Below are 23,547 nucleotides of genomic sequence, written 5' to 3' on the forward strand. Positions count from 1 at the left end.
TACTCGGATTTGTTAATATGTATTTAGAAAGTAGAGTAAAGTACTCGACTTTAAAGGAGTGATGTAATGAAATTATCAACCAAGGGTAGATATGGTGTTAAGGCTATGGTAGATTTAGCCGTACATGATGATGAAAAACCTGTATCTATTAAATCTATATCCCAAAGGCAAAATATTTCAGAATACTATTTAGAACAGCTATTTTCGCCTTTGAGAAAAGCAGGATTAATAAAAAGCATTAGGGGAGCTCAAGGTGGTTATGTTTTAAATGCAAAACCAGAGGACATAACTATTGCAGATATTATGGAAGTTTTAGAAGGTCCTGTTGAGATTTCAAGTTGTTTAAAAGATCATTCTTGTAATAATATTGATTGTTGTGCAACAAGGTTGCTTTGGAAAAAAATAAAAGAAAGTATAGATAATGTTACAAAGTCAGTTACATTAGTAGATATAGTTAATGATTATAAAAAAATTAATGCGTTAGAGGACAAGGAGTGATATACATGAATAATAAGCAAATTTATATGGATTATTCTGCAACTACATATACAAAAGAAGAAGTATTAGAAGAGATGTTACCGTATTTTACACAGAATTTTGGAAATCCTTCTTCTATATATTCTTTATCAAGAGAAACAAAAAAAGCTATAGATTTAGCAAGGGATAGAGTCGCACAGGCTATTAATTGTGAAAGTAGTGAAGTATTTTTCACAGGAGGAGGTTCAGAAGCAGATAACTGGGCTTTGAAAGGAATAGCTTTTGCCAATAAGAATAAAGGAAATCACATTATTACAACTAAAGTAGAACATCATGCTATACTTCATACTTGTGAGTTCCTAGAGAAAAATGGTTTTGAAGTAACATATTTACCAGTTGATGAATATGGCAAAATTAGTATTAAAGATTTGAAAAATGCTATAACAGATAAGACTATTTTAGTTTCTGTTATGTTTGCTAATAATGAAATAGGAACTATTCAGCCAATAAAAGAAATAGGTGAAATTTGTAGAGAAAGAAAGATATATTTCCATACAGATGCGGTTCAAGCTATTGGACACGAAAAAGTAGATGTTAAGGAAATGAATATAGATTTACTTTCTATGGCTGCACATAAATTTTATGGACCAAAAGGAGTCGGAGTTCTTTATATAAGAAAAGGTATTAGAATTGAAAATCTAATCCATGGCGGAGGACAAGAACGAGGAAGAAGAAGCAGGAACAGAAAACATTGCAGGTGTAGTTGGACTTGGAAAGGCTATTGAATTAGCAAATCAAAATTTGGAAAAAGATTATGAGAGATTAACAAAATTAAGAGATAAATTGATCAAAGGATTATTGGAAGTACCTTATACTAGATTAAATGGACCAGTAGGAAAAGATAGGTTAGCTGGAAATGTTAATGTCTGTTTCAAATTTATCGAAGGAGAATCTATATTATTGTTATTAGATGCAAATGGAATTTCTGCATCTAGTGGTAGTGCATGCACTTCGGGATCATTAGATCCTTCTCATGTATTACTATCTATTGGTCTTCCTCATGAAATAGCTCATGGTTCTTTAAGATTAACTTTAGGAGAAAAAACTACAGAGAAAGATGTAGATTATGTTTTGGAAGTAGTACCTAAAGTAGTAAAAAGATTAAGAGAAATGTCACCACTATGGGATGATTTTTTAAAGAAAGGGGATAACTAATTATGATATATAGTGATAAAGTCATGGAACATTTTACTAATCCAAGAAATGTTGGAGAAATTTCAGATGCAAATGGTATAGGACAAGTGGGAAATCCAAAATGTGGAGATATAATGAAAATCTATTTAAAGGTTGAGAAAAATAAAATTGAAGATGTTAAATTCAAAACTTTTGGATGTGGTTCTGCAATAGCATCTTCTAGTATGGCTACTGAGCTTATAAAAGGTAAATCATTAGAGGATGCTTGGGAACTAACAAATAAAGCTGTAGCAGAAGCTTTAGATGGACTTCCACCAATTAAAATGCATTGCTCAGTTCTTGCAGAACAGGCTATACATAAAGCAATAAATGACTATAGAATTAATCATAACTTAGAACCTTGGGATTATACAGAAAAAGATCCACATGAAGATGAACATCATGAATAAATATAAATTTTAAGATAGGTGATAACATATGAGTAAAAAAAAGGTTGTTATAGGTATGAGTGGAGGTGTAGACAGTTCTGTAGCAGCATATTTATTAAAAAAAGCAGGGTATGATGTTACTGGAATAATGATGAAACTTACTCCAGATATAAATGAATATGAAGAATGTGAAACAAGTTGTTGTAATCTTTCAGCAGTTAATGATGCTAGAAGAGTTGCTGATATTTTAGATATTCCTTTTTATGTTATGAATTTTAAAAAAGAGTTTGGTTCACAAGTAATAGATTACTTTGTAAATGAATATATGCAAGGAAGAACTCCTAATCCATGCATAGCTTGTAATAAATATGTAAAATTTGACTCGTTTTTAACGAAAGCTAGAGCACTAGGAGCAGATTATATTGCTACAGGACATTATGCAAAAATAGAAAGACATAATAATAGATATACCTTAAGAAAAGCAGATGACCCTAAAAAAGATCAAAGTTATGTTTTATATAGTTTGACTCAAGATCAACTCAGTCATACTTTAATGCCTTGTTCTGAATATACAAAAGAAGAAATAAGGGATATAGCAAAAGAAATAGGATTAAAGGTTTATAATAAAAAAGATAGTCAAGAGATTTGCTTTATACCAGATAATAATCATGGTAAATTTATAGAAGAATATAATAAGAAAAAAATTAAACAAGGAAATTTTGTTGATAAAGAAGGTAATGTATTAGGAAGACATAAAGGGATTGTGTATTATACAATTGGTCAACGTAAAGGATTAGGATTAGCATTAGGTAGACCTGTATTTGTAACAGATATAAACCCATTTACTAATGAAGTAGTAATAGGGGACGAAGAAGATATTTTTAAAACAAAATTAATAGCAAAAAATATTAATTTAATTCCCTTTGATGAACTGGAAGGAGAAATGAAGGTAGAAGCTAAAATAAGATATTCTGCTAAGCCTTGTAAAGCAACAATAATTCCAGTTAGAGATGGTAAAATTGAAGTTGTATTTGATGAGAAACAAAGAGCTATTACTAAAGGTCAATCTGTTGTATTTTACGATGATGATTTAGTAGTAGGTGGTGGAATAATAGAAAAAGTATTATAATAAATTTAGGGTATGGACTTTGTTCATATCCTAAAATTATTCAATTAAGTTATATAGAATAAAGTAGGGGATGAAAGGTGAGGTTAGATTATGATGTATAGTGATAAAGTTTTAGAACATTTTTATGCTCCAAGAAATGTAGGGGTATTACCTAATGCTGATGGTATAGGAGAATATGGAGATCCAAAATGTGGAGATGTTATGAAATTTTATTTGATAATTGAAGACAATTCCATTTTAGATGTAAAATTTAAAGCCTTTGGATGTGGTTCTGCAATAGCTTCAGCAAGTATAGCTACGGAACTTATAAAAGGTAAGTCATTAGAACAAGCTTGGAATATTACTAATAAATCAGTAATAGAGGCATTAGATGGTCTGCCATCATCTAAAATACATTGTTCAGTATTAGCAGAACAAACAATACATAAAGCTATAAATAATTATAGAAAATCTGCCGGGCTTGACTTATGGAAAGATAAGTATAACAATAATTAAAATAGGTACATTATTTAATACTAGTAATAATGATTAATATTGACATAGGTTTGAATTTTTTTTATAATCTTATTAGGTTTATTAAATTTAATATTAAGCGATGATAAGAAGGAGTAAGTAGATTTAGTCATTCAGAGAGGAAGTGGTTGGTGAAAACTTCTTGACTAGTATGCTGAAGCTCTCTTTGAGCTATGTTTTAAAAGAGCGACACAATAAATGTTATTGTGTAATTAGGGTGGTAACGCGGAAAAACTTTCGTCCCTTATAGGGTATGAAAGTTATTTTGTTTTTTTGAACAATATATAAATAGTTATTTTATAGTTAACTGTTGTTGAGAGTGTATATTATAAAAAATAAAATAAACAGCTAAGCTTGTAAATAGTTTTAGTTGAATTTCAGGGAGAGTACAGACTTCACCTGAAGATAAGTTTCAGTTAATGGAGGAGATAGATAAGTATGAAAAATATGGGATTGAATGAAATAAGAGAAGCTTTTTTAAATTTTTTTGAAAGTAAAGAACATTTAAGATTAAAAAGTTTTTCATTAGTACCAGAAAATGATAATAGTTTATTACTTATAAATGCGGGAATGGCTCCAATGAAAGCATATTTCACTGGAATTAAAGTTCCACCAAAAAGAAGAGTTACTACATGTCAAAAATGTATAAGAACAGGAGATATTGAAAATGTAGGTAAAACATCAAGACATGCTACTTTTTTTGAAATGCTTGGTAATTTTTCTTTTGGAGATTATTTTAAAAATGAAGTTATTCCATGGGCATGGGAGTTTATAACAGAGGTCTTAGAAATCCCTAAGGATAAATTATATGTAACAATATATTTAGATGATGATGAAGCATATGAAATTTGGACTAATAAAACAGATATCGATCCATCAAGAATTTTTAGATTAGGAAAAGAAGATAATTTTTGGGAAATAGGTCAAGGACCTTGTGGACCTAGCTCTGAAATTCATTTTGATAAAGGAGCAGGCAAGGTGGAAACTGTAGAGGAATTTGTAGAAGCTGCAGATGAAGACAAAATTGTAGAATTTTGGAATTTAGTTTTTACTCAGTATAATAAAGATGAAAATGGAAATTATAATAGATTAGAACATCCAAATATAGATACAGGAATGGGACTAGAAAGAATAGCAACAATAATGCAGGAAGTAGATAATATTTTTGAAGTAGATACTATGAAGAGTATTTTAGATGAAGTATGTAGAATAGCATGTGTAAAATATGTGGAAAATGATAATAATAATACTTCAATAAGAATAATTACAGATCATATAAGAAGTATGACTTTTATGATTAGTGATGGAATATTACCTTCTAATGAGGGTAGAGGATATGTTTTAAGAAGATTATTGAGAAGAGCGGCAAGACATGGAAGACTTTTAGGTATTAAAGATGTTTTCCTATATAAATTATGCGATAAAGTTATAGAAAATTTCTGTGGTGCTTATCCTGAATTAAAAGAAAAAGAAGACTATATAAAGAAAGTTATAAAACTTGAAGAAGAAAGATTTGCAGAAACTATTGATTCAGGTATAGAAATATTAAAATCTTATATTGGTGAAATTAAACAAAAGGGTAAAAAAATATTAGATGGTGATAAAGTATTTAAATTATACGATACTTATGGTTTCCCATATGAACTTACACAAGAAATATTACAAGATGAAGGTATGGATATTGATGAAGATGGATTTAATACAGAAATGCAAAAACAGAGAGAAAGAGCTAGATCAGCTAGAAAAGATACTAACTACATGGGAGCAGAAGATAGTGCAGTAAATAAAATTTCATCAGATATAGAAACTAAATTTGACGGATATGATAAGTATGAATTATGTGGTAAAGTAAAAGTATTAATTGAAAATGATAAATTTGTTAATAGTATTGAAAAAGAAGGAATAATTCTTACAGATGTAACACCATTTTATGCAGAAATGGGTGGTCAAGTAGGCGATAAGGGATTAATTTATAATGATAATTTTAAAGGAGAAATATTCGATTGTAAGAAAAATGTTTCAGGTAAAGTTATGCATTTTGTTAAGGTGATTTCCGGTACAGTAAGTTTAGAAGATAAAGTTGTATTGAAAGTAAATGAAGAAAATAGAAAAAATATATGCAAAAACCATACAGCTACACACATGCTTCAAGAAGTTTTAAGAGAAGTTTTAGGAGAGCATGTTCATCAATCAGGTTCTTATGTTGATGCACATAGATTAAGATTTGATTTTACTCATTTTTCTTCTTTAACAGAGGAAGAAATTAGTAAAATTGAAAAGAGCATAAATAAAGAAATAATGAAATCTTATGAAGTTAAAACAGATGAAATGACAATAGAGGAAGCAAAAAAGACTGGTGCTATGGCCTTATTTAATAATAAGTACAAAGAAAAAGTTAGAGTTGTTTCTGTAGGTGATTTTAGTAAGGAACTTTGTGGTGGAACTCATGTAAATAATTCAGGTGAAATAGGATTATTTAAGATAGTTTCTGAAAGTGGTGTAGCAGCAGGTATAAGAAGAATAGAAGCAGTAACAGGAATGGCAGTTATCGAATATATGGAAGCAAAAGATAAAGTATTAAAAGATATGTCAAATGTGTTAAAATGTTCAACAAAAGATATAGTTGAAAGATTAGAATCTCAAATAGTTGAGTTAAAAGAAAAAGAAAAAGAGTTAACTGCATTAAAAGGAAAATTAGCAGGTAGTGCAAAAGATGACATATTAAAAAATGTCAAAGAGGTAAAGGGAATAAAAGTGGCAGTAGGAGTATTAAAAGATGTAGATGCTAATGCACTTAGAGATTTAGCTGATGAAATAAAAAGTAAAATAGAAGAAGGAACTGTAGTTTTAGGAAGTAATAATGGGGGAAAAGTACAGTTTGTAGCTATGGCAACGAAAAATGTTATAAGTAAGGGAATACATTGTGGAAAAATAATTAAAGAAGTAGCAAAAATCGCCGGCGGTGGCGGTGGCGGAAGACCAGATATGGCTCAAGCTGGAGGAAAATTACCAGAAAAATTACAAGAAGCAATAAATAAATCATTTGATATAATAGATGAATTGGTTAAATAGTATACTTTTTGTGAATTTTGTTTTATAATAGTTATAAGATGATATGTGGGCTACATTTTGTATTTAAGAAGAGGTGAGTGCCATGGTAAATGAAGAAAAGACTATACAATTTGAATTTCCAAAAGATAATAAAGAGTTGACAAAGAATATTTTAACAGAAGTATATAATGCGTTATTGGAAAAAGGGTATAATCCAGTTAACCAGCTAGTAGGATATTTAATGTCGGGCGATCCAACTTATATAACTAATTATAATGGAGCAAGATCATTAATTAGGAAATTAGAGAGAGATGAAATAATTGAGGAAGTTTTAAAATCTTATTTGGATATAAAATAAAAAATGCCCATATGGGCATTTTTATTTTAAGTTTACATATACTAGATACGAAGAAAAGGGAGAAAAGATAAAAAAATGATTAGAATATTAGGTTTAGACATAGGAGATAGAACAATTGGAGTTGCTGTCAGTGATCCATTAGGTTTAACAGCTCAAGGAATTACAACAATAAGAAGAAAAAAAGAAGAATATGATTTAGAGGAAATAAAGAAAATTTGTGATGAGTATAATGTAGACACTATAGTTTCAGGTTTACCTAAAAATATGAATGGTACACTAGGACCTCAAAGTGAAAAGGTAATTGATTTTTGTGAAAAAATAAAATCATATATTAATTTACCATTAAAAATGTGGGATGAAAGACTTACAACTGTTGCAGCACATAGAGCTATGTTAGAAGCAGACTTATCTCGGGCTAAAAGAAAGAAAATAGTTGATAAAATAGCTGCTACTTACATTTTGCAAGGATATTTAGACAGTTTAAGTTAATATAAATTTGGAAAATTAATAATTATAATAGAATTTTGAAAGGAGAATGAAGTATGGAAAATAATGTTGAAAAAATAGTATTAAAAGATGAAAAAGGTGAAAATATTGAATTTGAAGTAATTACTAAATTAGATATTGAAGAAGAGGAATATGTAATTGTTGTACCTACTAATGGAGAAGAAGATGAAGCTGTAGCATTAAAGGTTCAAAAAAATGCTGATGGAGAAGAAGTATTAGTAACAATAGAAGATGAAGAAGAATTTAATAGAGTTTCAGAAGCGTATGAACTTTTATTTTCCAATGAAAAGATGAACTAAATAATGATAAACATTATTAATTAATATTATTATCAATTGACAAGAACATATCTACATATTAAACTAAATATATGTATTTGAGTTTTTATGAGATTATTTGAAAATAAATATTTATTGGGAGAGGTTATGAGATGAATGAAATGTTTCCTCAAATTATAGATAAATTAAAAGAAAATTTAAAAGAAAAAGGATATAAGCTTACTCCTCAGAGAAGAGCTATTCTTTTAACAATGATAAATAATGAAGGAAAACATTTAACAGCTGAAGAATTATATGATTTAGTAAAAGAAGAATGTCCAGAGATAGGGCTTGCAACAGTTTATAGAACTATACAGTTATTAGAACATTTGGGTGTTATTTATAAATTAGAATTTGATGATGGATGTAGTAGATATGAATTAGTAAATCAAAATGAAAATCATAGACACCACCACTTGATATGTAATAAGTGTGGTAAAGTTATAGAGGTAAAAGGTGATCTATTGGAAGAGATTGAAAAAAGTATTGAAAGTAATTATGAGTTTAAAATATATAATCATAGTTTAAAATTTTATGGTTTATGCAAAGAATGTATGCAAAAAGAAATAACATAAAGGAGGGTAGTGCTTTGCGAAGAGAAAATGATAAAATAAAAATCATTCCACTAGGAGGATTAAATGAAATAGGTAAAAATTTAACGGTGATAGAATATAAAAATGAGATTATCGTTATAGATTGTGGCCTTCAGTTTCCAGATGATGAAATGTTAGGCATAGATGTAGTAATTCCAGATGTAAATTATTTAATAAAAAACAAAGAGAAAGTTAAAGGAATATTTTTAACACATGGTCATGAAGACCATATAGGAGCTCTTCCATATGTACTTAAACAGATAAACGTTCCTATTTATGGAACAAAACTTACGTTGGCAATTGTTGAAACAAAATTGAAAGAACACAGACTTTTGAGTTCTGTAAAAATGAAAATGGTAAAACCTAGAGAAATTATAAAATTAAAAAATATGGCTGTAGAATTTATTAGAACCAGTCATAGTATACCAGATGCTGTTGCACTAGCAGTACATACTCCTATGGGAGTTGTGTTTCATACAGGCGATTTTAAAATTGATTATACTCCAATAGATGGCGGTGTTGCAGATTTAAGTAGATTTGCTGAACTGGGAAGAAAAGGAGTTATAGCAATGCTTGCTGATAGTACAAATGTAGAAAGAACAGGATATACTATGTCTGAAAGAACAGTAGGAGAAACATTTAAAAATATTTTTTCAACTGCGGATGGAAGAATAATTGTTGCTACATTTGCTTCTAATGTGCATAGAATACAGCAAATAATTTCAGCATCTTGTGAATATGGAAGAAAAGTTGCTGTTTCAGGAAGAAGTATGGAAAACATTGTAAGAGTAGCCAGTGAATTAGGATATCTGAAATATATTGATGAAACACTTATTGGTATTGATGATATAAAGAAATATCCAGACAATAAAATAACAATTATAACTACAGGAAGTCAAGGGGAGCCTATGTCAGCTTTATCAAGAATGGCAGCTTCTGAACATAGAAAAGTAGATATAAAAAAAGGTGATATGGTTATTATTTCAGCTACACCAATACCAGGGAATGAAAAACTAGTTTCAAAAGTTATTAATCAATTATTTAAAAAAGGTGCAGAAGTTATTTATGAAAGATTAGCTGATGTACACGTTTCAGGTCATGCCTGTCAAGAAGAATTAAAATTAATGCATACATTAATTAAGCCTAGGTATTTTATTCCAGCTCATGGAGAATACAGACATTTAAAACAACATAGTGAATTAGCACAAAAATTAGGTATGAATGAAAAAAATATAATAATTGCTCAAAATGGTGATATGATTGAAATAACAAGACAAAATATAAGAAAAACTGGAACAGTTATGTCTGGTCAAGTTTTTGTTGATGGACTAGGTGTTGGAGATGTAGGAAATATAGTATTGAGGGATAGAAAACACCTTTCTCAAGACGGAATATTGACGGTAGTTGTTACTATTGAAAAAGATAGTGGAAGTGTTATTGCAGGTCCGGACATAATTTCACGTGGATTTGTTTATGTTAGAGAATCAGAGGATTTAATGGAAGGTGCAAGGAAAGTTGTAAAAGAAGCTTTAGCTGAATGTGAAAAATATCATATTACAGAATGGGCTACTATAAAATCAAAAATTAAAGAAGTATTAAGATTATTTTTGTATGAACAAACTAAACGAAAACCGATGATTTTGCCTATAATTATGGAAATATAGATTTTACTGAAAAATAAATAATATATGTTGGTTGACTTTTTAGTTTTATAATATTAGAATAGTTATGATATAGGCATAAAAAATTGGATACTTTATGTGTATCCAATTTTTTAATGTATAAAATAATATTAAGCACTGTTAAATATGGAGGAATAGATATGAAATTATTTACAAGAAATGATATAAGAAATGTAGCTATTATTGCGCACGTTGACCATGGTAAAACTACAATAGTTGATGCGTTGTTGAAGCAAAGTAATGTATTCAGAGAAAATGAAAGAGTTCAAGAAAGAGTAATGGACTCAAATGATTTAGAAAAAGAAAGAGGTATAACAATATTATCTAAAAATACTGCTGTTATGCATAATGGAATTAAAATAAATATTGTTGATACTCCGGGACATGCAGATTTTGGTGGAGAAGTTGAACGTGTTTTGAAAATGGTGGATAGCGTACTTTTAGTTGTTGATGCATATGAAGGCCCAATGCCTCAAACTAAATTCGTATTAAAAAAAGCATTAGAGTTAGAGTTAAAACCTATTGTTGTAGTAAATAAAATTGATAAAAAAGATGCTAGACCTGCTGAAGTTATAGATGAAGTTTTTGATCTATTTGTTGAACTTGGTGCAAATGATGAACAATTAGATTTCCCAATAATATACTGTTCAGCAAAAGACGGAATAGCAAAAAAAGAAGTTGAAGATGAAAGTACTAATATGGAACCATTATTTGATGCTATAGTAAAAAATGTTAAAGCTCCGGAAGGATATTTAGACAAGCCTTTACAAATGCTTGTAACTACAGTAGATTATAATGAATATGTAGGTAAGATTGCTATAGGTAAAATTTCAAGAGGAAAGATATCTAAAAATCAACAAGTTGCATTAATGAGAAGAGATGGAAAAATAGAAAATGTTAAAGTGTCAACATTATATGTATATAATGGATTAAAAAGAGAAGAAGTAGATGAAGCTCTTTTAGGTGATATTGTAGCTGTTGCAGGTATACCAGATATAAATATAGGTGAAACAATTGCAGATTCAAGTGATCCACAACAACTTCCATTTGTTGATATTGATGAACCTACATTAAGCATGAATTTTATGGTTAATAATTCACCTTTTGCAGGAGAAGATGGGGATTATGTAACTTCAAGACATATAAGAGATAGATTAATAAAAGAACTTGAAACTAATGTAAGTTTAAAAGTAGAAGAAACAGATTCTGCAGATTGTTTTAAGGTAAGTGGAAGAGGGGAATTACACCTTTCTATATTAATAGAAACTATGAGAAGAGAAGGATATGAATTTCAAGTTTCAAAACCAAGTGTTATCATGAAAAAGGAAAATGGAGTTAAACTTGAACCAATAGAGTACTTAACTATAGATGTTCCAGAAGAATTTATGGGGATTGTAATGGAAAAACTTGGACCAAGAAAAGCTGAGATGATTAACATGACTTCAGCTGTTAATGGTTATACAAGATTAGAATTTAGAATACCAGCTAGAGGTTTAATTGGTTTTAGAAATGAATTTATGACTGATACAAAGGGTAATGGTATAATGAACCATGTTTTCTGTGATTATGAAAAATATAAGGGTGAAATACCTGAAAGAAGCAGAGGTTCTATTGTAGCATTTGAACAAGGTGAGGCTATTGGATATGGATTATTTAATGCTCAAGAAAGAGGTATACTATTTATATCACCTAGTTTAAGAGTATATGAAGGAATGGTTGTAGGAGAATGTTCAAGAGCTGAGGATATAGATGTAAATGTGTGTAAGAAAAAACATTTATCTAATACAAGATCATCAGGTGCTGATGACTCATTAAAATTAACTCCACCTAGACAAATGACTTTAGAGCAATGTCTTGAATTTATAGCATCAGATGAATTAGTTGAAATAACACCCAAAAATATAAGAATGAGAAAGAAAATTTTAGATAGTGCTCAAAGAAAAAAATTAATCTCACGAAAAAGATCTTAATTATGTTTAACTTACCTTCATGTGGAGTTTATACTCTATCTGAAGGTTAGTTCAACTTATACAGAAATGTATCCGCTCTTATGTATTACTTATACAAGATTGAAGTCTAAGAGTAGGTAGTCATAGGATAAATCTATAATATTGAGGTGAGTTATGAAGAAAAAAATATTATTAGTAGTAGCTATTTTATCTATAAGTATAGTTATTGGATATATTAAAATAAGGAATACCTTGGAGAAACCTTTTAATGTTAATAATAAATATGTATTTAACATACAAAAAGGAGAAAATTTTAATAAGGTTATAAGTAAGTTAAGTAAAGATGGTATAGTTAAAAATACTACAATTATAAAAGGATATGTAAAGTTTACCAAAAGTAATTTAAATATAAAAGTTGGTAAATATGAGGTAAATAAAGATATGTCCCTACAACAGTTTATTAATATGTTGAATAAAGGTAGTTTAAGCCATCTAGTAAAGGTTACTATACCTGAGGGATATAATATAGATCAAATTGGTAAAGTTTTAGAAGAAAATAAAGTTATTACTAAGGATGATTTTATTAAAAGCTGTAAACAATATAAGTTACCTGGTTATATTAAACAAAATTCTAATCGAAAGTATGATTTGGAAGGATATATTTTTCCAGATACCTATGGATTTGAAGAAAATATGAAGGGTGAAAAAATTATTACTATAATGGTTAATAGATTTGAAAAAGTATTTTCTGAATTTAAAAATATCAATAATATAAAAGATGATGAAATGAATAAAATAGTTACTCTTGCCTCAATTGTAGAAAAGGAAATAAAATCTGATGGTGAAAGAGGAAAAGCAGCTTCAGTTTTTTATAATAGATTAAATAAGAATATGAAACTTCAGTCTTGTGCTACTGTGTTGTATGCTTTAGGATATCATAAAGATAAACTTTATAACAAAGATTTAAATGTAAGTTCACCATATAATACTTATAAAATTAGTGGATTAACACCAGGACCAATATGTTCTCCTGGAAAAAATTCATTAAAAGCGGCAATGAATCCAGACAAAACAAATTTTTTATATTTTGTTTCAAAAAACGACGGTACTCACTTTTTTACGAGTGATTACAATGAATTTTTAAAGGTTAAGAAAGTTACTCAAGGATTTTAGTAATGGAGGAAGATTAATGAGTAATATAACTTATGATTACATAGAAAAATATTTAAAAAGTCTTATAGTAGAAGAAAAAGATGTACTAAGGGAAATGGAAGTTTTTGCTCATGAAAATTCTGTTCCCATTGTTCAAAAAGAAACAGCTAGGTTTTTAGAGTTAATGATTAATTTAAAAAAACCAAAAAAAATATTAGAATTAGGAGCAGCTATAGGATATTCATCTATTTTAATGTGTTTAAGTTCGAATATGCAGAGTGAGATTGTAACTGTTGAGCGCAGCGAAAAAATGATTGAGTTAGCTAATGAGAATATTAAAAAGTATAATTTAGAAAAAAAAATTGAGATAGTACAAGGAGAATGTATTGAAGTATTAGAAAATTTAGATGAAAAGTTCGATATGATTTTTATGGATGCGGGAAAAGGTCATTATAATCATTATCTCCCTCATTGTTTAAGATTATTAGAAGATGATGGTGTAATTATAGCTGATAATGTACTCTTTAAAGGAATGGTTGCTACAGATGAACTAGTTAAAAGAAGAAAAATTACAATAGTTAAAAGAATGAGAAAATATCTTGAGGATATAAATGATAGTAGTAAATTTGTAACAACAGTAATACCAATGGGAGATGGTATTGCAGTTACTATGAGGAGGGAAAGAAATGATTAAACCAGAAATATTAGCACCTGCAGGTAATTTAGAAAAATTAAAAGCTGCCATTGATTTTGGAGCAGATGCTGTATATTTAGGCGGAAGTAAATTAAATTTAAGAGCCTTTGCTAATAATTTTGATAATGACGAGTTAGTAAAGGGAATAGAATATGCACATTCAAAAGGGAAAAAAATATATATAACTTTGAATGTTTTTCCTCATAATGAAGACTTAGAGGGATTAGAAGATTATTTAAAAGAATTATATGAAGTTGGAGTAGATGCAATAATTGTTTCTGATCCAGGAATTATAATGACTGCTCGTGAGATTGTACCTAATTTGGAAATACATCTAAGTACACAGGCTAATAATGTTAATTGGAAGTCAGGTTTGTTTTGGTATAAACAAGGAGTAAAGAGAATAGTACTAGCAAGGGAACTTAGTTTAGAGGAAATAAAAAATATTAGAGAAAAATTACCACAAGATTGTGAACTAGAAATTTTTATACATGGGTCTATGTGCATGGCATATTCAGGAAGATGTTTATTATCAAATTATCTTACAGGTAGAGATTCTAATAGAGGGAAATGTGCTCAACCTTGTAGATATAAATATTATTTAGTAGAAGAAAAAAGAAAAGAAGAAGCATTTCAAATAAAAGAAGATGAAAAAGGTACTTATATAATGAATTCTAAGGATTTATGTATGATAGAGCATATACCAGAACTTGTAAGTACAGGAGCAACTTCTTTGAAAATTGAAGGAAGAATGAAGAGTGCTTTTTATGTAGCTTCTGTAGTAAAAGCATATAGACAGGCGTTAGATGCTTATTTTGAAGATCCACAGAACTATAAATTTAATTCTAGATGGTTAGATATATTAATGAAGCCAAGTCATAGACAGTACTATACAGGTTTTTATTTTAATGAAGCTAATAAACAAGTATATGATTCATCATCATATATTAGAAACTACGATATAATTGGAATAGTAAGAGAATTTGATGCTAAAACTGGTATTGCAGTTATAGAACAAAGGAATAAAGTATACGATGGAGATAAGGTTGAAGTATTAGAACCAGTTGGTGATAATGAAGAAATTTATTTAAATGATATGAGAGATGTAAAAGGAAACAAAATTGAATCTGCTCCATCTGCTCAGATGATTTTTACAGTTAAGAGCGACAAAGTTTTACAGAAAAATTCTATGATTATAAAGTTTAAGGGGGAGAAGTAATGAAGCGTCCAATTATAATAGGAATTTCTGGTGGAACAGGTTCTGGTAAAAGTACTATAGCAAGTGAGATTTATAAGAAATTTGATGAAGATTGTATAGCAATGATTGAACAAGATTCATATTATAAAGATCAAAGTTCTATGTCTTTTGAAGAAAGAGTAAAAACAAATTATGATCATCCAGATGCTTTTGATACACCATTATTAATTGAACACCTTAAGAAATTAATGAATGGGGAAGTTGTACAAAAACCTATATATGATTTTGAAATTCATAATAGGAAAAAAGAAGCTATAACTGTAGAACCTAGGGATATAATTGTAGTAGAAGGAATACTTGTATTCCAAGATGTAGATTTAAGGAATCTTTTAGACATAAAAATATATGTTGATACGGATGCAGATGTAAGAATAATAAGAAGATTAGTAAGGGATATAAATGAAAGAGGAAGAACAGTTGATTCAGTAATAAATCAATATTTAAATGTTGTAAGACCAATGCATTTACAATTTATTGAACCTACTAAGAGATATGCAGACATAATTGTTCCTGAAGGCGGGCATAATAAAGTTGCAATTGACATAATCAATGCAAAAATCAGACAACTTTTACATAGAGAATAATAGAAAGTACAAGGATTAAGACAAAGTATAAAGATTAAAGTTCAAAAAATAAATAAGTATGTTTTTCATAAAAAAACTCTTGTTAAAATAAAGATATATCTAAGCTTCAGATGGAGTAAAAACTCTATTTGAGGCTTAGATGTAGTAGTAACATAGTTGAGTTAGCAAAGACACTATCATATTAATTGATAGTGTCTTTATTATATTTACAACAAATTTTTAGAAGAAATAGATGCTTATAAATTTTTTATTTATGATTTAAATGTACATGCACTTTTTTTGCTTAACTACATATTATAGTAATAAGCACTAATAGGGGGATTACTTGTGATTTCATTAAATTACTTATTAGATATTTTGAGTAACACTACTCTTTTAACAGCGTATGTTACTAATAATACTTTTCCTAAACCATTAAGTCCCAAAGAGGAAAAATATTATTTGGATAAATTAAAAGAAGGAGATATATTAGCGAAAAATATATTAATAGAAAGGAATTTAAGGTTAGTTGCTCATATAGTAAAAAAATATTCTTATCCTAACAAGGAAATAGACGATTTAATATCTATAGGAACAATAGGACTAATTAAAGCAATAGATTCGTTTGATAGTTCTAAGGGAACAAGGTTAGCAACTTATGCTGCAAGATGTATTGAAAATGAAATTCTAATGCTTATTAGAAATAATAAAAAGACCAAAGGGGAAATATATTTACAAGATCCTATTGGTATAGATAAAGAAGGCAATGAAATTTCACTTATGGATGTATTGAGTAGTGATGAAGATTCTATAATTGAAATTGTTGAGAATAGAATACAATTAAAAAAGTTATATAAAAAAATTGAAGAAGTACTGCAAGGAAGAGAGAGATTTATTATCAAAATGAGATATGGATTAGTAGATGGAAAGCCAAAAACTCAAAGGGAGATTGCTAATATTTTAGGCATATCTAGATCGTATGTTTCAAGATTAGAAAAAAGAGCTTTAAGGAGACTATATAAAGAGTTAAATACTTCTTGCTAATTGATAAATAAATTTTTAACATAAAGATTATAATAGTAGTTTACACAGTAATTAAAAAAATTGTATAAAAACAATATATAAGGACTAATTAAGGATTATATAATATACTAAGGAATATTACTTATAAATAATAATCTGCAATAAAGTTTATGAAAAATATACGATAAATAATATATAATACTTTTTCTAATACAATACTTATGAGATAATAAAATAAAAGAATATTAAATTTTGTAAATATTGATACAGTAAATACATTAAAAGTGTAAGTTAAGCATAAAATATATTGCAGGAGGATAATGAAAGTGATAACATTAAACGATTTATTAGAAAAAACAGTAAAAAATAATTCTTCAGATTTACATTTGACTGTAGGTATACCTCCTACAGCAAGAATTAATGGTGAACTTAAAACAATAGAAGATGAAAATTTAACTCAAAATGATACAGAAAATTTTGCAAAAGAAATACTAAAAGATTTATATGGTGAATATATGAAAAAAGGAGAAATGGATACTTCATATTCTTTATCAGGTGTAGGAAGATTTAGAGTGAATATATTTAAGCAAAGAGGAAGTAGTGCAATTGCCATAAGAGTAGTAAGATTAAAAGTTCCCACTTTAGATGAATTAAAGATGCCAGCAGTTATTAAAAAACTAACAAAAAATCATAGGGGGATGGTATTAGTAACAGGTCCAACGGGTAGTGGCAAAAGTACTACGCTTGCAGCAATGGTAAATGAGATAAATTCTTCTAGATCTGCTCATATAATTACGCTTGAAGATCCTATTGAATTTTTACATAAGCATAATAAATCAATAATAAATCAAAGAGAAATTGGAAAAGATACAAATAATTATAAAAATGCATTGAGAGCTATTCTTCGTGAAGATCCTGATGTTATTTTAGTTGGAGAGATGAGAGATTTAGAAACTATATCAATAGCTCTTACAGCAGCAGAAACAGGACATTTGGTATTATCTACTTTGCATACAATTGGTGCAGCAAAGACTATTGATAGAATAATAGATGTGTTTCCTCCACATCAACAACAGCAAGTGAGGGTTCAATTAGCTGCAGTTATTCAAGGAATAGTTTCACAACAATTAGTTCCTAATTTAGATGGAAAAGGGAGATTGCCGGCATTAGAAATTATGGTAGCTACTCCTGCAATACAGAACTTAATTAGAGAAGGAAAGACGTATCAAATTCAATCATCTGTCCAAACAGGTGTTAAATATGGTATGAAGACAATGGATAAATCTTTGTCTGAGTTGTATAAACGTAAACAAATATTATATGATACAGCATTGACATATGCTAGTGATAAAGAACTGTTAACAAGAATGTTGTCAATGTAAAATTTAAACTATTATATATTTTTATTATAAAAATGGTATAATCAATACTTTTAGTGAAAAACTAATCATATAACTTATTTATATAGTTATATGATTAGATTATTTATTATAATTTTTGGGTTAATAGGAGTATTAATTAAAAATCCCCTTTGTTGTATGAAGTAAAATAATTATAAAATTGAAATTATTAACCATAGAATAATATTCAATAAATTTTACTTTAAAACCCATATATTAAATTATATGTTTTATTTTTTCAAAATATATATTAAATATATATTAAAAATAATATATTTTATGTAAATTGTTAAAAATACTATAGTAATTAATATGAATTTGTGCTAAAATATCTGTTGAATTAGGGGGGATTCTTGTGATTGTGTTGAAAGGAATAGTAAACATCCTATCACGAACTTTTACAGATATAGTATTTATTATTTCAATGTATTATTTATGTATATCTTTTTTGGAATTTGGAGAAAAAAGGATAATAATGACATACAACCTAGAAAGAAGTTTGCTCTGATTGTAGCAGCACATAACGAAGAAGTAGTTATTCAAGATATTGTTTTAAGTTTGAAAATGCTTGAATATCCAAAAGAGTTATATGATATTTTTGTTATAGCTGATAATTGTGAAGATAATACAGCAGAGAAAGCTAAAAATGCTGGAGCTATAGTATACGAAAGAGAGGATAAAGACAAAAAAGGAAAAGGGTATGCTTTAGAATGGATGTTCAGTATAATATTTAAAATGGATAAAAAGTATGATGCTGTCGCAGTGTTTGACGCAGATAATTTAGCATCAAAGAACTTCTTAAAAGAAATGAATAAAAAGTTATGTGAAGGTTATAAAGTGGTTCAAGGTTATTTAGATAGTAAAAATCCTCATGATACTTGGATAACAGGAAGTTATTCTATTGCATTTTGGTCTACAAACAGAATGTTTCAATTATCTAGAAGTAATATAGGTTTATCTAGTCAATTAGGTGGTACAGGATTTTGCATTGATACTGAAATTTTAAAACAGCTAGGTTGGGGTGCTACTTGTTTGACAGAAGACTTAGAGTTTTCATGTAAGCTGGTTTTAAATGGTTATAAAGTTGGATGGGCACATGATGCTGTAATTTATGACGAAAAACCATTACAATTAAAACAATCTTGGAATCAAAGAAGAAGATGGATGCAAGGATTTGCAGATGTAGCTAGCAGATATTTTTTCAAATTGATGAAGAGAGCTATTACTAAGTTGGATTTTAAAGCTTTGGATTGTGCAGTATATAGTATACAACCTATAGTTACAATATTGTTAGGAATTTCTATGTTGGTTTCTGGTGCTAAGTATTTTATGAAGGCTTATAATGTGATAGCGAATTTGGATGCATATATTTATTCCATAAATATTAATATGATTGTTGTTGGAGCTGTAATTTTAGGTATATTACAATTTATATACACACCTTTCTTATTAATATTAGACAAAAAATTAGATTTTAAAATATTTTGTTACTACATAATATATCCGTTTTACTTAATAACTTGGTTACCAATATCTATACAAGGTGTGTTAAACAAAAATAATAAAGAATGGTCACATACACGTCATACTAGAAGTGTAAAAATAACCGAATTAGAGAAAGCAAATTAGGGGGAAAGGTAAAACTTTTCTCCTTTTTTATTGTTAAAAAACATAAATAAATATATGTTTTTGAATAGAATTAAAAAATATTTTAAAATTTTAGGAACATTACCATCTTTCCTTTTTTTATGTTATAATTAAAAGTATTAATAGTGTAAAAAAAAATTTTTAAATAAGAGGAAAAAGAGTATTAGTGTTGAATATATTAGTTTAAAGGTGGTCTTATAAGGGGGGAAGAAGACTTAAATGAATGAATACATAATAGGAATAGATATTGGATCATCAAAGGTATGTGCTGCAGTAGGAAAATTTGATAAGTATAATAAACTACAAATTATTGGGATAACTTCTGTTAAATGTACAGGGATAAAAAAATCCGTAGTAGTTGATATAGATGATACTGCTAAAGCAATTAATGAATGTATAGTTCAACTTGAAAGAATGGTGGATATTGAAATAAAAGATGTCTATATATCACTACCAGGAGAAATCAGTGAATTAATATGGAATAAAGGGGTTATAGCAATATCTTCTGAAGATAGAGAAATAAAGAAAAATGATGTAGATAGAGTATTACAGGCTGCTAAACTTATTTCTGTACCATCCGATAAAGAAATTATAGGGGTTGTACCTCAACAATATATTGTAGATGGTTACGAAAATATTAAGGAACCAATAGGCATGAGTGGATTAAGATTAGAGGTAGAAGCACAAGTTATTGTAGCAAAATCAACGATAATAAATAATCTCTTTAAAAGTGTAAATAGAGCAGAAGTTAGAATTAAAGGTATTGTTCTTCAGCCTTTAGCCATTTCAAAAATTGTTCTTGATAGGGAAGAGGTTGAAATGGGAACAGTTCTAGTAGATGTTGGAGCTCAAAACACAGAAATGTCTGTTTTTAAATCTGAAAATTTATGTGGAACGGATATGATCTCACTTGGAGGAAATAATATATCTAACGATATTTCACTATGTCTAAAAATACCATATTCAGAGGCTGAAAAGATAAAAACAAAGTATGCAAATATAGTAAAGACCAATGAAGACTATAATGAAAAAATTAAGGTTAATTCAGCTTATGATAGTGTTATAGAAATTGACTATAATGTTTTGAATCAAATAATTGAAGCAAGAGTAGAAGAAATTTTATATTTTGTTAAACAGAATCTCATTAAGAATAATTATTATGATGAGATTAGTGAAATTGTAATAGTAGGTGGAGGAATTTCTTTTATTAAGGGAATAGAGGAATTTGCTAGAGAAATATTAGGAAAGTCAGTGAGAATAGGTTCTCCACATTATACAGGAGCTAATAGTCCATTGTATGCTACTTGTGTTGGGATAGTAGAAGATGTTGCAAATAGTTATAAACATTTACAAAGTCCTAATACCAATGAGCATGTTAATGATAAAGTTAATAATAAAGTAGAGTATGATGAAGAAAATAATGATGGCTTTTTTAATAAAATGCGAGAATTTTTTACGGATTTCTTTTATAAATAAGGAGGTATTATTGTGCTAGATTTTGATGTGGATGTTCAAGAATTTGCTCAAATAAAGGTAATAGGTTGTGGAGGCGGAGGAAATAACGCCATCAACCGAATGATAAAAGAAGGATTAAAAAATGTGGAGTTTATAGCTATAAATACAGACAAGCAAGCTTTAAGGTTATCACAAGCTTCACAAAAAATTCAAATTGGTGATAAACTAACAAAAGGACTAGGTGCAGGTGCTAATCCTGAGATTGGTCAAAAAGCTGCAGAAGAAAGTAAGGATGAGATTTCACAAGCAATAAAAGGCGCTGATATGGTGTTTATTACAGCAGGTATGGGAGGCGGAACTGGTACAGGAGCTGCTCCAGTAGTTGCAGAAATTGCTAAATCAATGGGAATCCTAACTGTAGGAGTTGTTACAAAACCTTTTCCTTTTGAAGGTAGAAAAAGAATGTTAAATGCAGAAATGGGTATCAAAAATTTAAAAGATAGGGTAGATACATTAGTAACTATTCCTAATGAAAGATTGCTTACCATGGTTGATAAGAAAACTTCTTTGATGGATTCTTTTAAATTAGCAGATGATGTTTTAAGACAAGGTGTACAAGGTATATCAGATTTAATTACTATACCTGGACTTGTAAATCTGGATTTTGCTGATGTTAGAACTATAATGTTGGATAGAGGTTTAGCTCATATGGGTGTTGGAAAAGCTACTGGTGATAGTAGAGCTCAAGAAGCTGCTAAACAAGCTATATCTAGTCCATTACTTGAAACTTCTATTGTAGGTGCTACTGGAGTACTTCTAAATATTACTGGTGGATCTGATTTAGGATTGCTAGAAATAAATGAGGCTGCAGAGATTGTACAAGATGCAGCAGATCCAGATGCAAATATAATTTTTGGTGCAGTTATAGATGAAGAATTAAAAGATGAAATAAGAATTACTGTAATTGCTACAGGATTTGAAGAAGAGAAAGAATTAAATGGAAAAGTATCAAATGGAAAAGTATCAAATAATGATTCTAGAAATACAAATATGTTTGGAAATTTAGAAAATAGAAAAGAAAGAAAGAGTAATGAAGAAGCAGCTGTAACAAGAGATTATACAGAGGAAGAACTTGAAATACCTGCATTTTTAAGAAGACAAAATAGGTAGTAATTAAAAAAAAGTGCCATTTGGCACTTTTTTATTTTTTGTATTTTAATAAGTTGTAAATTCCTATTATTAAATTTTTATGACGAAAAACGGAAAAATAAAAAAATATTTAGCTGTTAAAAAATGACAAAATTTTATTGCAAAACGGTATATAATTATCTTAGGGGTGTTAACTTGATAATATATGTTGATGTAGTATTTATTGAGAATTTTATCATTAACTTATTTATTTTATACGTAACAGGTCAGACAATCAAAATAAAAGTTTATGTAAAAAAGCTAGTATTAGCATCTTTAGTTGGAAGTATGTATATAGTTATATTATTATATTCAAAATCTAAAATTTTAAGTTATCTTTGCTTTAAGTTATTTATGGCATTTATTATGATATTTATTGCATTTAGACAAAAGGATGTAGTGTTTAATATAAAGACAACCATTATCTTTATATTTTATTCAATGGTATTAGCTGGAATGTGTTTATTTGTTCAACTTCAAGGTAAGAGTGTTTTAAATGTTATTAATATATCAATAGTGAATTTTACTTATAAAAAATTAATATTATCTTTTATGATTATATATATTTTCATTCATAGAGTAATTATTCACGTTAAAGAAAGAGTAATGTTAAAAAAATTGATTTATGACATTGAGATTGTAACGGACAAATGTACTCCAAGGTTAAAAGCTTTTTTAGATACAGGAAATGAATTGAGAGAGCCAGTAACAAATTTACCAGTGGTTATAGTAGAAAAAAAAGAAGTACCATATGAAATAGAAAAGGATAGAAGATTATATATACCATATAAAACTATAAATGGAGCCTGTGATAAGTTGGAAGCATTTAAACCTAAATTTATAAAAATTTATTATAAAGATGGAGAGAAAGAAACTAAAGAAGTTATAATTGCATTTTGTAAACAAAAGTTGAGTAAATATAATGATTATCAAGCTTTACTATCTAGAGGAATATTTGAGTAATGGAGG

20 protein-coding genes, 2 pseudogenes and 1 other annotated feature are annotated in these 23,547 nt (G+C 28.4%); all 22 genes and pseudogenes read left to right on the forward strand.

Annotated features, from left to right (window positions below):
• Positions 1-66 precede the first annotated feature (66 nt).
• The 22 genes and pseudogenes from ACFIJ5_RS06280 (at position 67) to spoIIGA (ending at position 23,541) form a co-directional block, all read left to right on the forward strand.
• The gene (locus ACFIJ5_RS06280; RefSeq protein WP_379805132.1) at positions 67-498 is read left to right on the forward strand and encodes an RrF2 family transcriptional regulator; all 432 of its coding nucleotides are present in this window, start codon (positions 67-69) and stop codon (positions 496-498) included.
• Between the two features lie 74 nt (positions 499-572).
• Positions 573-1,692, forward strand: a pseudogene (gene nifS / locus ACFIJ5_RS06285) (cysteine desulfurase NifS).
• 2 nt (positions 1,693-1,694) lie between these two features.
• Positions 1,695-2,120, forward strand: a complete 426-nt coding sequence (nifU, locus tag ACFIJ5_RS06290; RefSeq protein ID WP_379805134.1) for a Fe-S cluster assembly scaffold protein NifU — start codon at positions 1,695-1,697, stop codon at positions 2,118-2,120.
• A 28-nt stretch (positions 2,121-2,148) separates the two neighbouring features.
• Positions 2,149-3,228, forward strand: coding sequence for a tRNA 2-thiouridine(34) synthase MnmA (mnmA, locus tag ACFIJ5_RS06295; RefSeq protein ID WP_379805137.1), 1,080 nt, complete (start codon positions 2,149-2,151; stop codon positions 3,226-3,228).
• A gap of 90 nt (positions 3,229-3,318) precedes the next feature.
• On the forward strand, positions 3,319-3,723 hold the full coding sequence (nifU, locus tag ACFIJ5_RS06300) for a Fe-S cluster assembly scaffold protein NifU (protein WP_379805139.1): 405 nt from the start codon (positions 3,319-3,321) through the stop codon (positions 3,721-3,723).
• A 91-nt stretch (positions 3,724-3,814) separates the two neighbouring features.
• Positions 3,815-3,989: a binding site (T-box leader), on the forward strand.
• Between the two features lie 190 nt (positions 3,990-4,179).
• Positions 4,180-6,813, forward strand: a complete 2,634-nt coding sequence (gene alaS, locus ACFIJ5_RS06305) for an alanine--tRNA ligase (protein WP_379805142.1) — start codon at positions 4,180-4,182, stop codon at positions 6,811-6,813.
• Positions 6,814-6,895: 82 nt separating this feature from the next.
• Positions 6,896-7,150, forward strand: coding sequence for an IreB family regulatory phosphoprotein (locus ACFIJ5_RS06310; RefSeq protein ID WP_379805144.1), 255 nt, complete (start codon positions 6,896-6,898; stop codon positions 7,148-7,150).
• A 78-nt stretch (positions 7,151-7,228) separates the two neighbouring features.
• Entirely contained in the window at positions 7,229-7,639 is a 411-nt protein-coding gene (ruvX, locus tag ACFIJ5_RS06315; RefSeq protein ID WP_379809555.1) for a Holliday junction resolvase RuvX, read from the forward strand.
• Positions 7,640-7,692: 53 nt separating this feature from the next.
• On the forward strand, positions 7,693-7,956 hold the full coding sequence (locus ACFIJ5_RS06320) for a DUF1292 domain-containing protein (RefSeq protein WP_379805146.1): 264 nt from the start codon (positions 7,693-7,695) through the stop codon (positions 7,954-7,956).
• Positions 7,957-8,087: 131 nt separating this feature from the next.
• Complete coding sequence (locus ACFIJ5_RS06325) at positions 8,088-8,549, forward strand: Fur family transcriptional regulator (protein ID WP_379805150.1); 462 nt, start codon at positions 8,088-8,090, stop codon at positions 8,547-8,549.
• A gap of 14 nt (positions 8,550-8,563) precedes the next feature.
• A complete protein-coding gene (locus ACFIJ5_RS06330; RefSeq protein ID WP_379805152.1) occupies positions 8,564-10,231 on the forward strand; it encodes a ribonuclease J in 1,668 nt (555 codons plus the stop codon).
• 158 nt (positions 10,232-10,389) lie between these two features.
• The gene (gene typA / locus ACFIJ5_RS06335; RefSeq protein ID WP_379805155.1) at positions 10,390-12,219 is read left to right on the forward strand and encodes a translational GTPase TypA; all 1,830 of its coding nucleotides are present in this window, start codon (positions 10,390-10,392) and stop codon (positions 12,217-12,219) included.
• Between the two features lie 153 nt (positions 12,220-12,372).
• Positions 12,373-13,371 carry an endolytic transglycosylase MltG gene (gene mltG / locus ACFIJ5_RS06340; protein WP_379805158.1) on the forward strand — a complete coding sequence of 333 codons (999 nt, stop codon included), beginning with the start codon at positions 12,373-12,375 and terminating at the stop codon, positions 13,369-13,371.
• Between the two features lie 16 nt (positions 13,372-13,387).
• On the forward strand, positions 13,388-14,044 hold the full coding sequence (locus ACFIJ5_RS06345) for an O-methyltransferase (RefSeq protein WP_379805160.1): 657 nt from the start codon (positions 13,388-13,390) through the stop codon (positions 14,042-14,044).
• Positions 14,037-15,263 (forward strand): peptidase U32 family protein, encoded by a 1,227-nt coding sequence (locus ACFIJ5_RS06350; RefSeq protein WP_379805163.1) that lies wholly within the window; start codon positions 14,037-14,039, stop codon positions 15,261-15,263. The genes ACFIJ5_RS06345 and ACFIJ5_RS06350 overlap by 8 nt, the downstream gene beginning before the upstream one ends.
• On the forward strand, positions 15,263-15,886 hold the full coding sequence (gene udk / locus ACFIJ5_RS06355; protein ID WP_379805167.1) for a uridine kinase: 624 nt from the start codon (positions 15,263-15,265) through the stop codon (positions 15,884-15,886). The genes ACFIJ5_RS06350 and udk overlap by 1 nt, the downstream gene beginning before the upstream one ends.
• 327 nt (positions 15,887-16,213) lie before the next feature.
• Entirely contained in the window at positions 16,214-16,909 is a 696-nt protein-coding gene (gene sigK, locus ACFIJ5_RS06360; RefSeq protein ID WP_379805170.1) for an RNA polymerase sporulation sigma factor SigK, read from the forward strand.
• Positions 16,910-17,214: 305 nt separating this feature from the next.
• Positions 17,215-18,270: a type IV pilus twitching motility protein PilT gene (locus tag ACFIJ5_RS06365; protein ID WP_379805173.1), complete on the forward strand. Its 1,056-nt coding sequence runs from the start codon at positions 17,215-17,217 to the stop codon at positions 18,268-18,270.
• 373 nt (positions 18,271-18,643) lie between these two features.
• Positions 18,644-19,917, forward strand: a pseudogene (locus ACFIJ5_RS06370) (glycosyltransferase family 2 protein).
• A 237-nt stretch (positions 19,918-20,154) separates the two neighbouring features.
• Positions 20,155-21,411, forward strand: coding sequence for a cell division protein FtsA (gene ftsA / locus ACFIJ5_RS06375; protein WP_379805175.1), 1,257 nt, complete (start codon positions 20,155-20,157; stop codon positions 21,409-21,411).
• 12 nt (positions 21,412-21,423) lie between these two features.
• The gene (ftsZ, locus tag ACFIJ5_RS06380) at positions 21,424-22,560 is read left to right on the forward strand and encodes a cell division protein FtsZ (RefSeq protein ID WP_379805178.1); all 1,137 of its coding nucleotides are present in this window, start codon (positions 21,424-21,426) and stop codon (positions 22,558-22,560) included.
• Positions 22,561-22,734: 174 nt separating this feature from the next.
• Entirely contained in the window at positions 22,735-23,541 is an 807-nt protein-coding gene (spoIIGA, locus tag ACFIJ5_RS06385; protein WP_379805180.1) for a sigma-E processing peptidase SpoIIGA, read from the forward strand.
• Positions 23,542-23,547 lie beyond the last annotated feature (6 nt).

The organism is Haloimpatiens myeolchijeotgali (assembly GCF_042688525.2).
Lineage (GTDB): Bacteria > Bacillota > Clostridia > Clostridiales > Clostridiaceae > Haloimpatiens.

Coding starts and splice junctions, on each gene's coding strand:
- ACFIJ5_RS06325 (WP_379805150.1), top strand. CDS start 8,088: ATGAATGAAATGTTTCCTCAAATTATAGATAAATTAAAAGAAAATTTA.
- ftsA (WP_379805175.1), top strand. CDS start 20,155: ATGAATGAATACATAATAGGAATAGATATTGGATCATCAAAGGTATGT.
- udk (WP_379805167.1), top strand. CDS start 15,263: ATGAAGCGTCCAATTATAATAGGAATTTCTGGTGGAACAGGTTCTGGT.
- ACFIJ5_RS06320 (WP_379805146.1), top strand. CDS start 7,693: ATGGAAAATAATGTTGAAAAAATAGTATTAAAAGATGAAAAAGGTGAA.
- ACFIJ5_RS06280 (WP_379805132.1), top strand. CDS start 67: ATGAAATTATCAACCAAGGGTAGATATGGTGTTAAGGCTATGGTAGAT.
- ACFIJ5_RS06345 (WP_379805160.1), top strand. CDS start 13,388: ATGAGTAATATAACTTATGATTACATAGAAAAATATTTAAAAAGTCTT.
- typA (WP_379805155.1), top strand. CDS start 10,390: ATGAAATTATTTACAAGAAATGATATAAGAAATGTAGCTATTATTGCG.
- mnmA (WP_379805137.1), top strand. CDS start 2,149: ATGAGTAAAAAAAAGGTTGTTATAGGTATGAGTGGAGGTGTAGACAGT.
- alaS (WP_379805142.1), top strand. CDS start 4,180: ATGAAAAATATGGGATTGAATGAAATAAGAGAAGCTTTTTTAAATTTT.
- nifU (WP_379805134.1), top strand. CDS start 1,695: ATGATATATAGTGATAAAGTCATGGAACATTTTACTAATCCAAGAAAT.
- mltG (WP_379805158.1), top strand. CDS start 12,373: ATGAAGAAAAAAATATTATTAGTAGTAGCTATTTTATCTATAAGTATA.
- ACFIJ5_RS06310 (WP_379805144.1), top strand. CDS start 6,896: ATGGTAAATGAAGAAAAGACTATACAATTTGAATTTCCAAAAGATAAT.
- ACFIJ5_RS06350 (WP_379805163.1), top strand. CDS start 14,037: ATGATTAAACCAGAAATATTAGCACCTGCAGGTAATTTAGAAAAATTA.
- nifU (WP_379805139.1), top strand. CDS start 3,319: ATGATGTATAGTGATAAAGTTTTAGAACATTTTTATGCTCCAAGAAAT.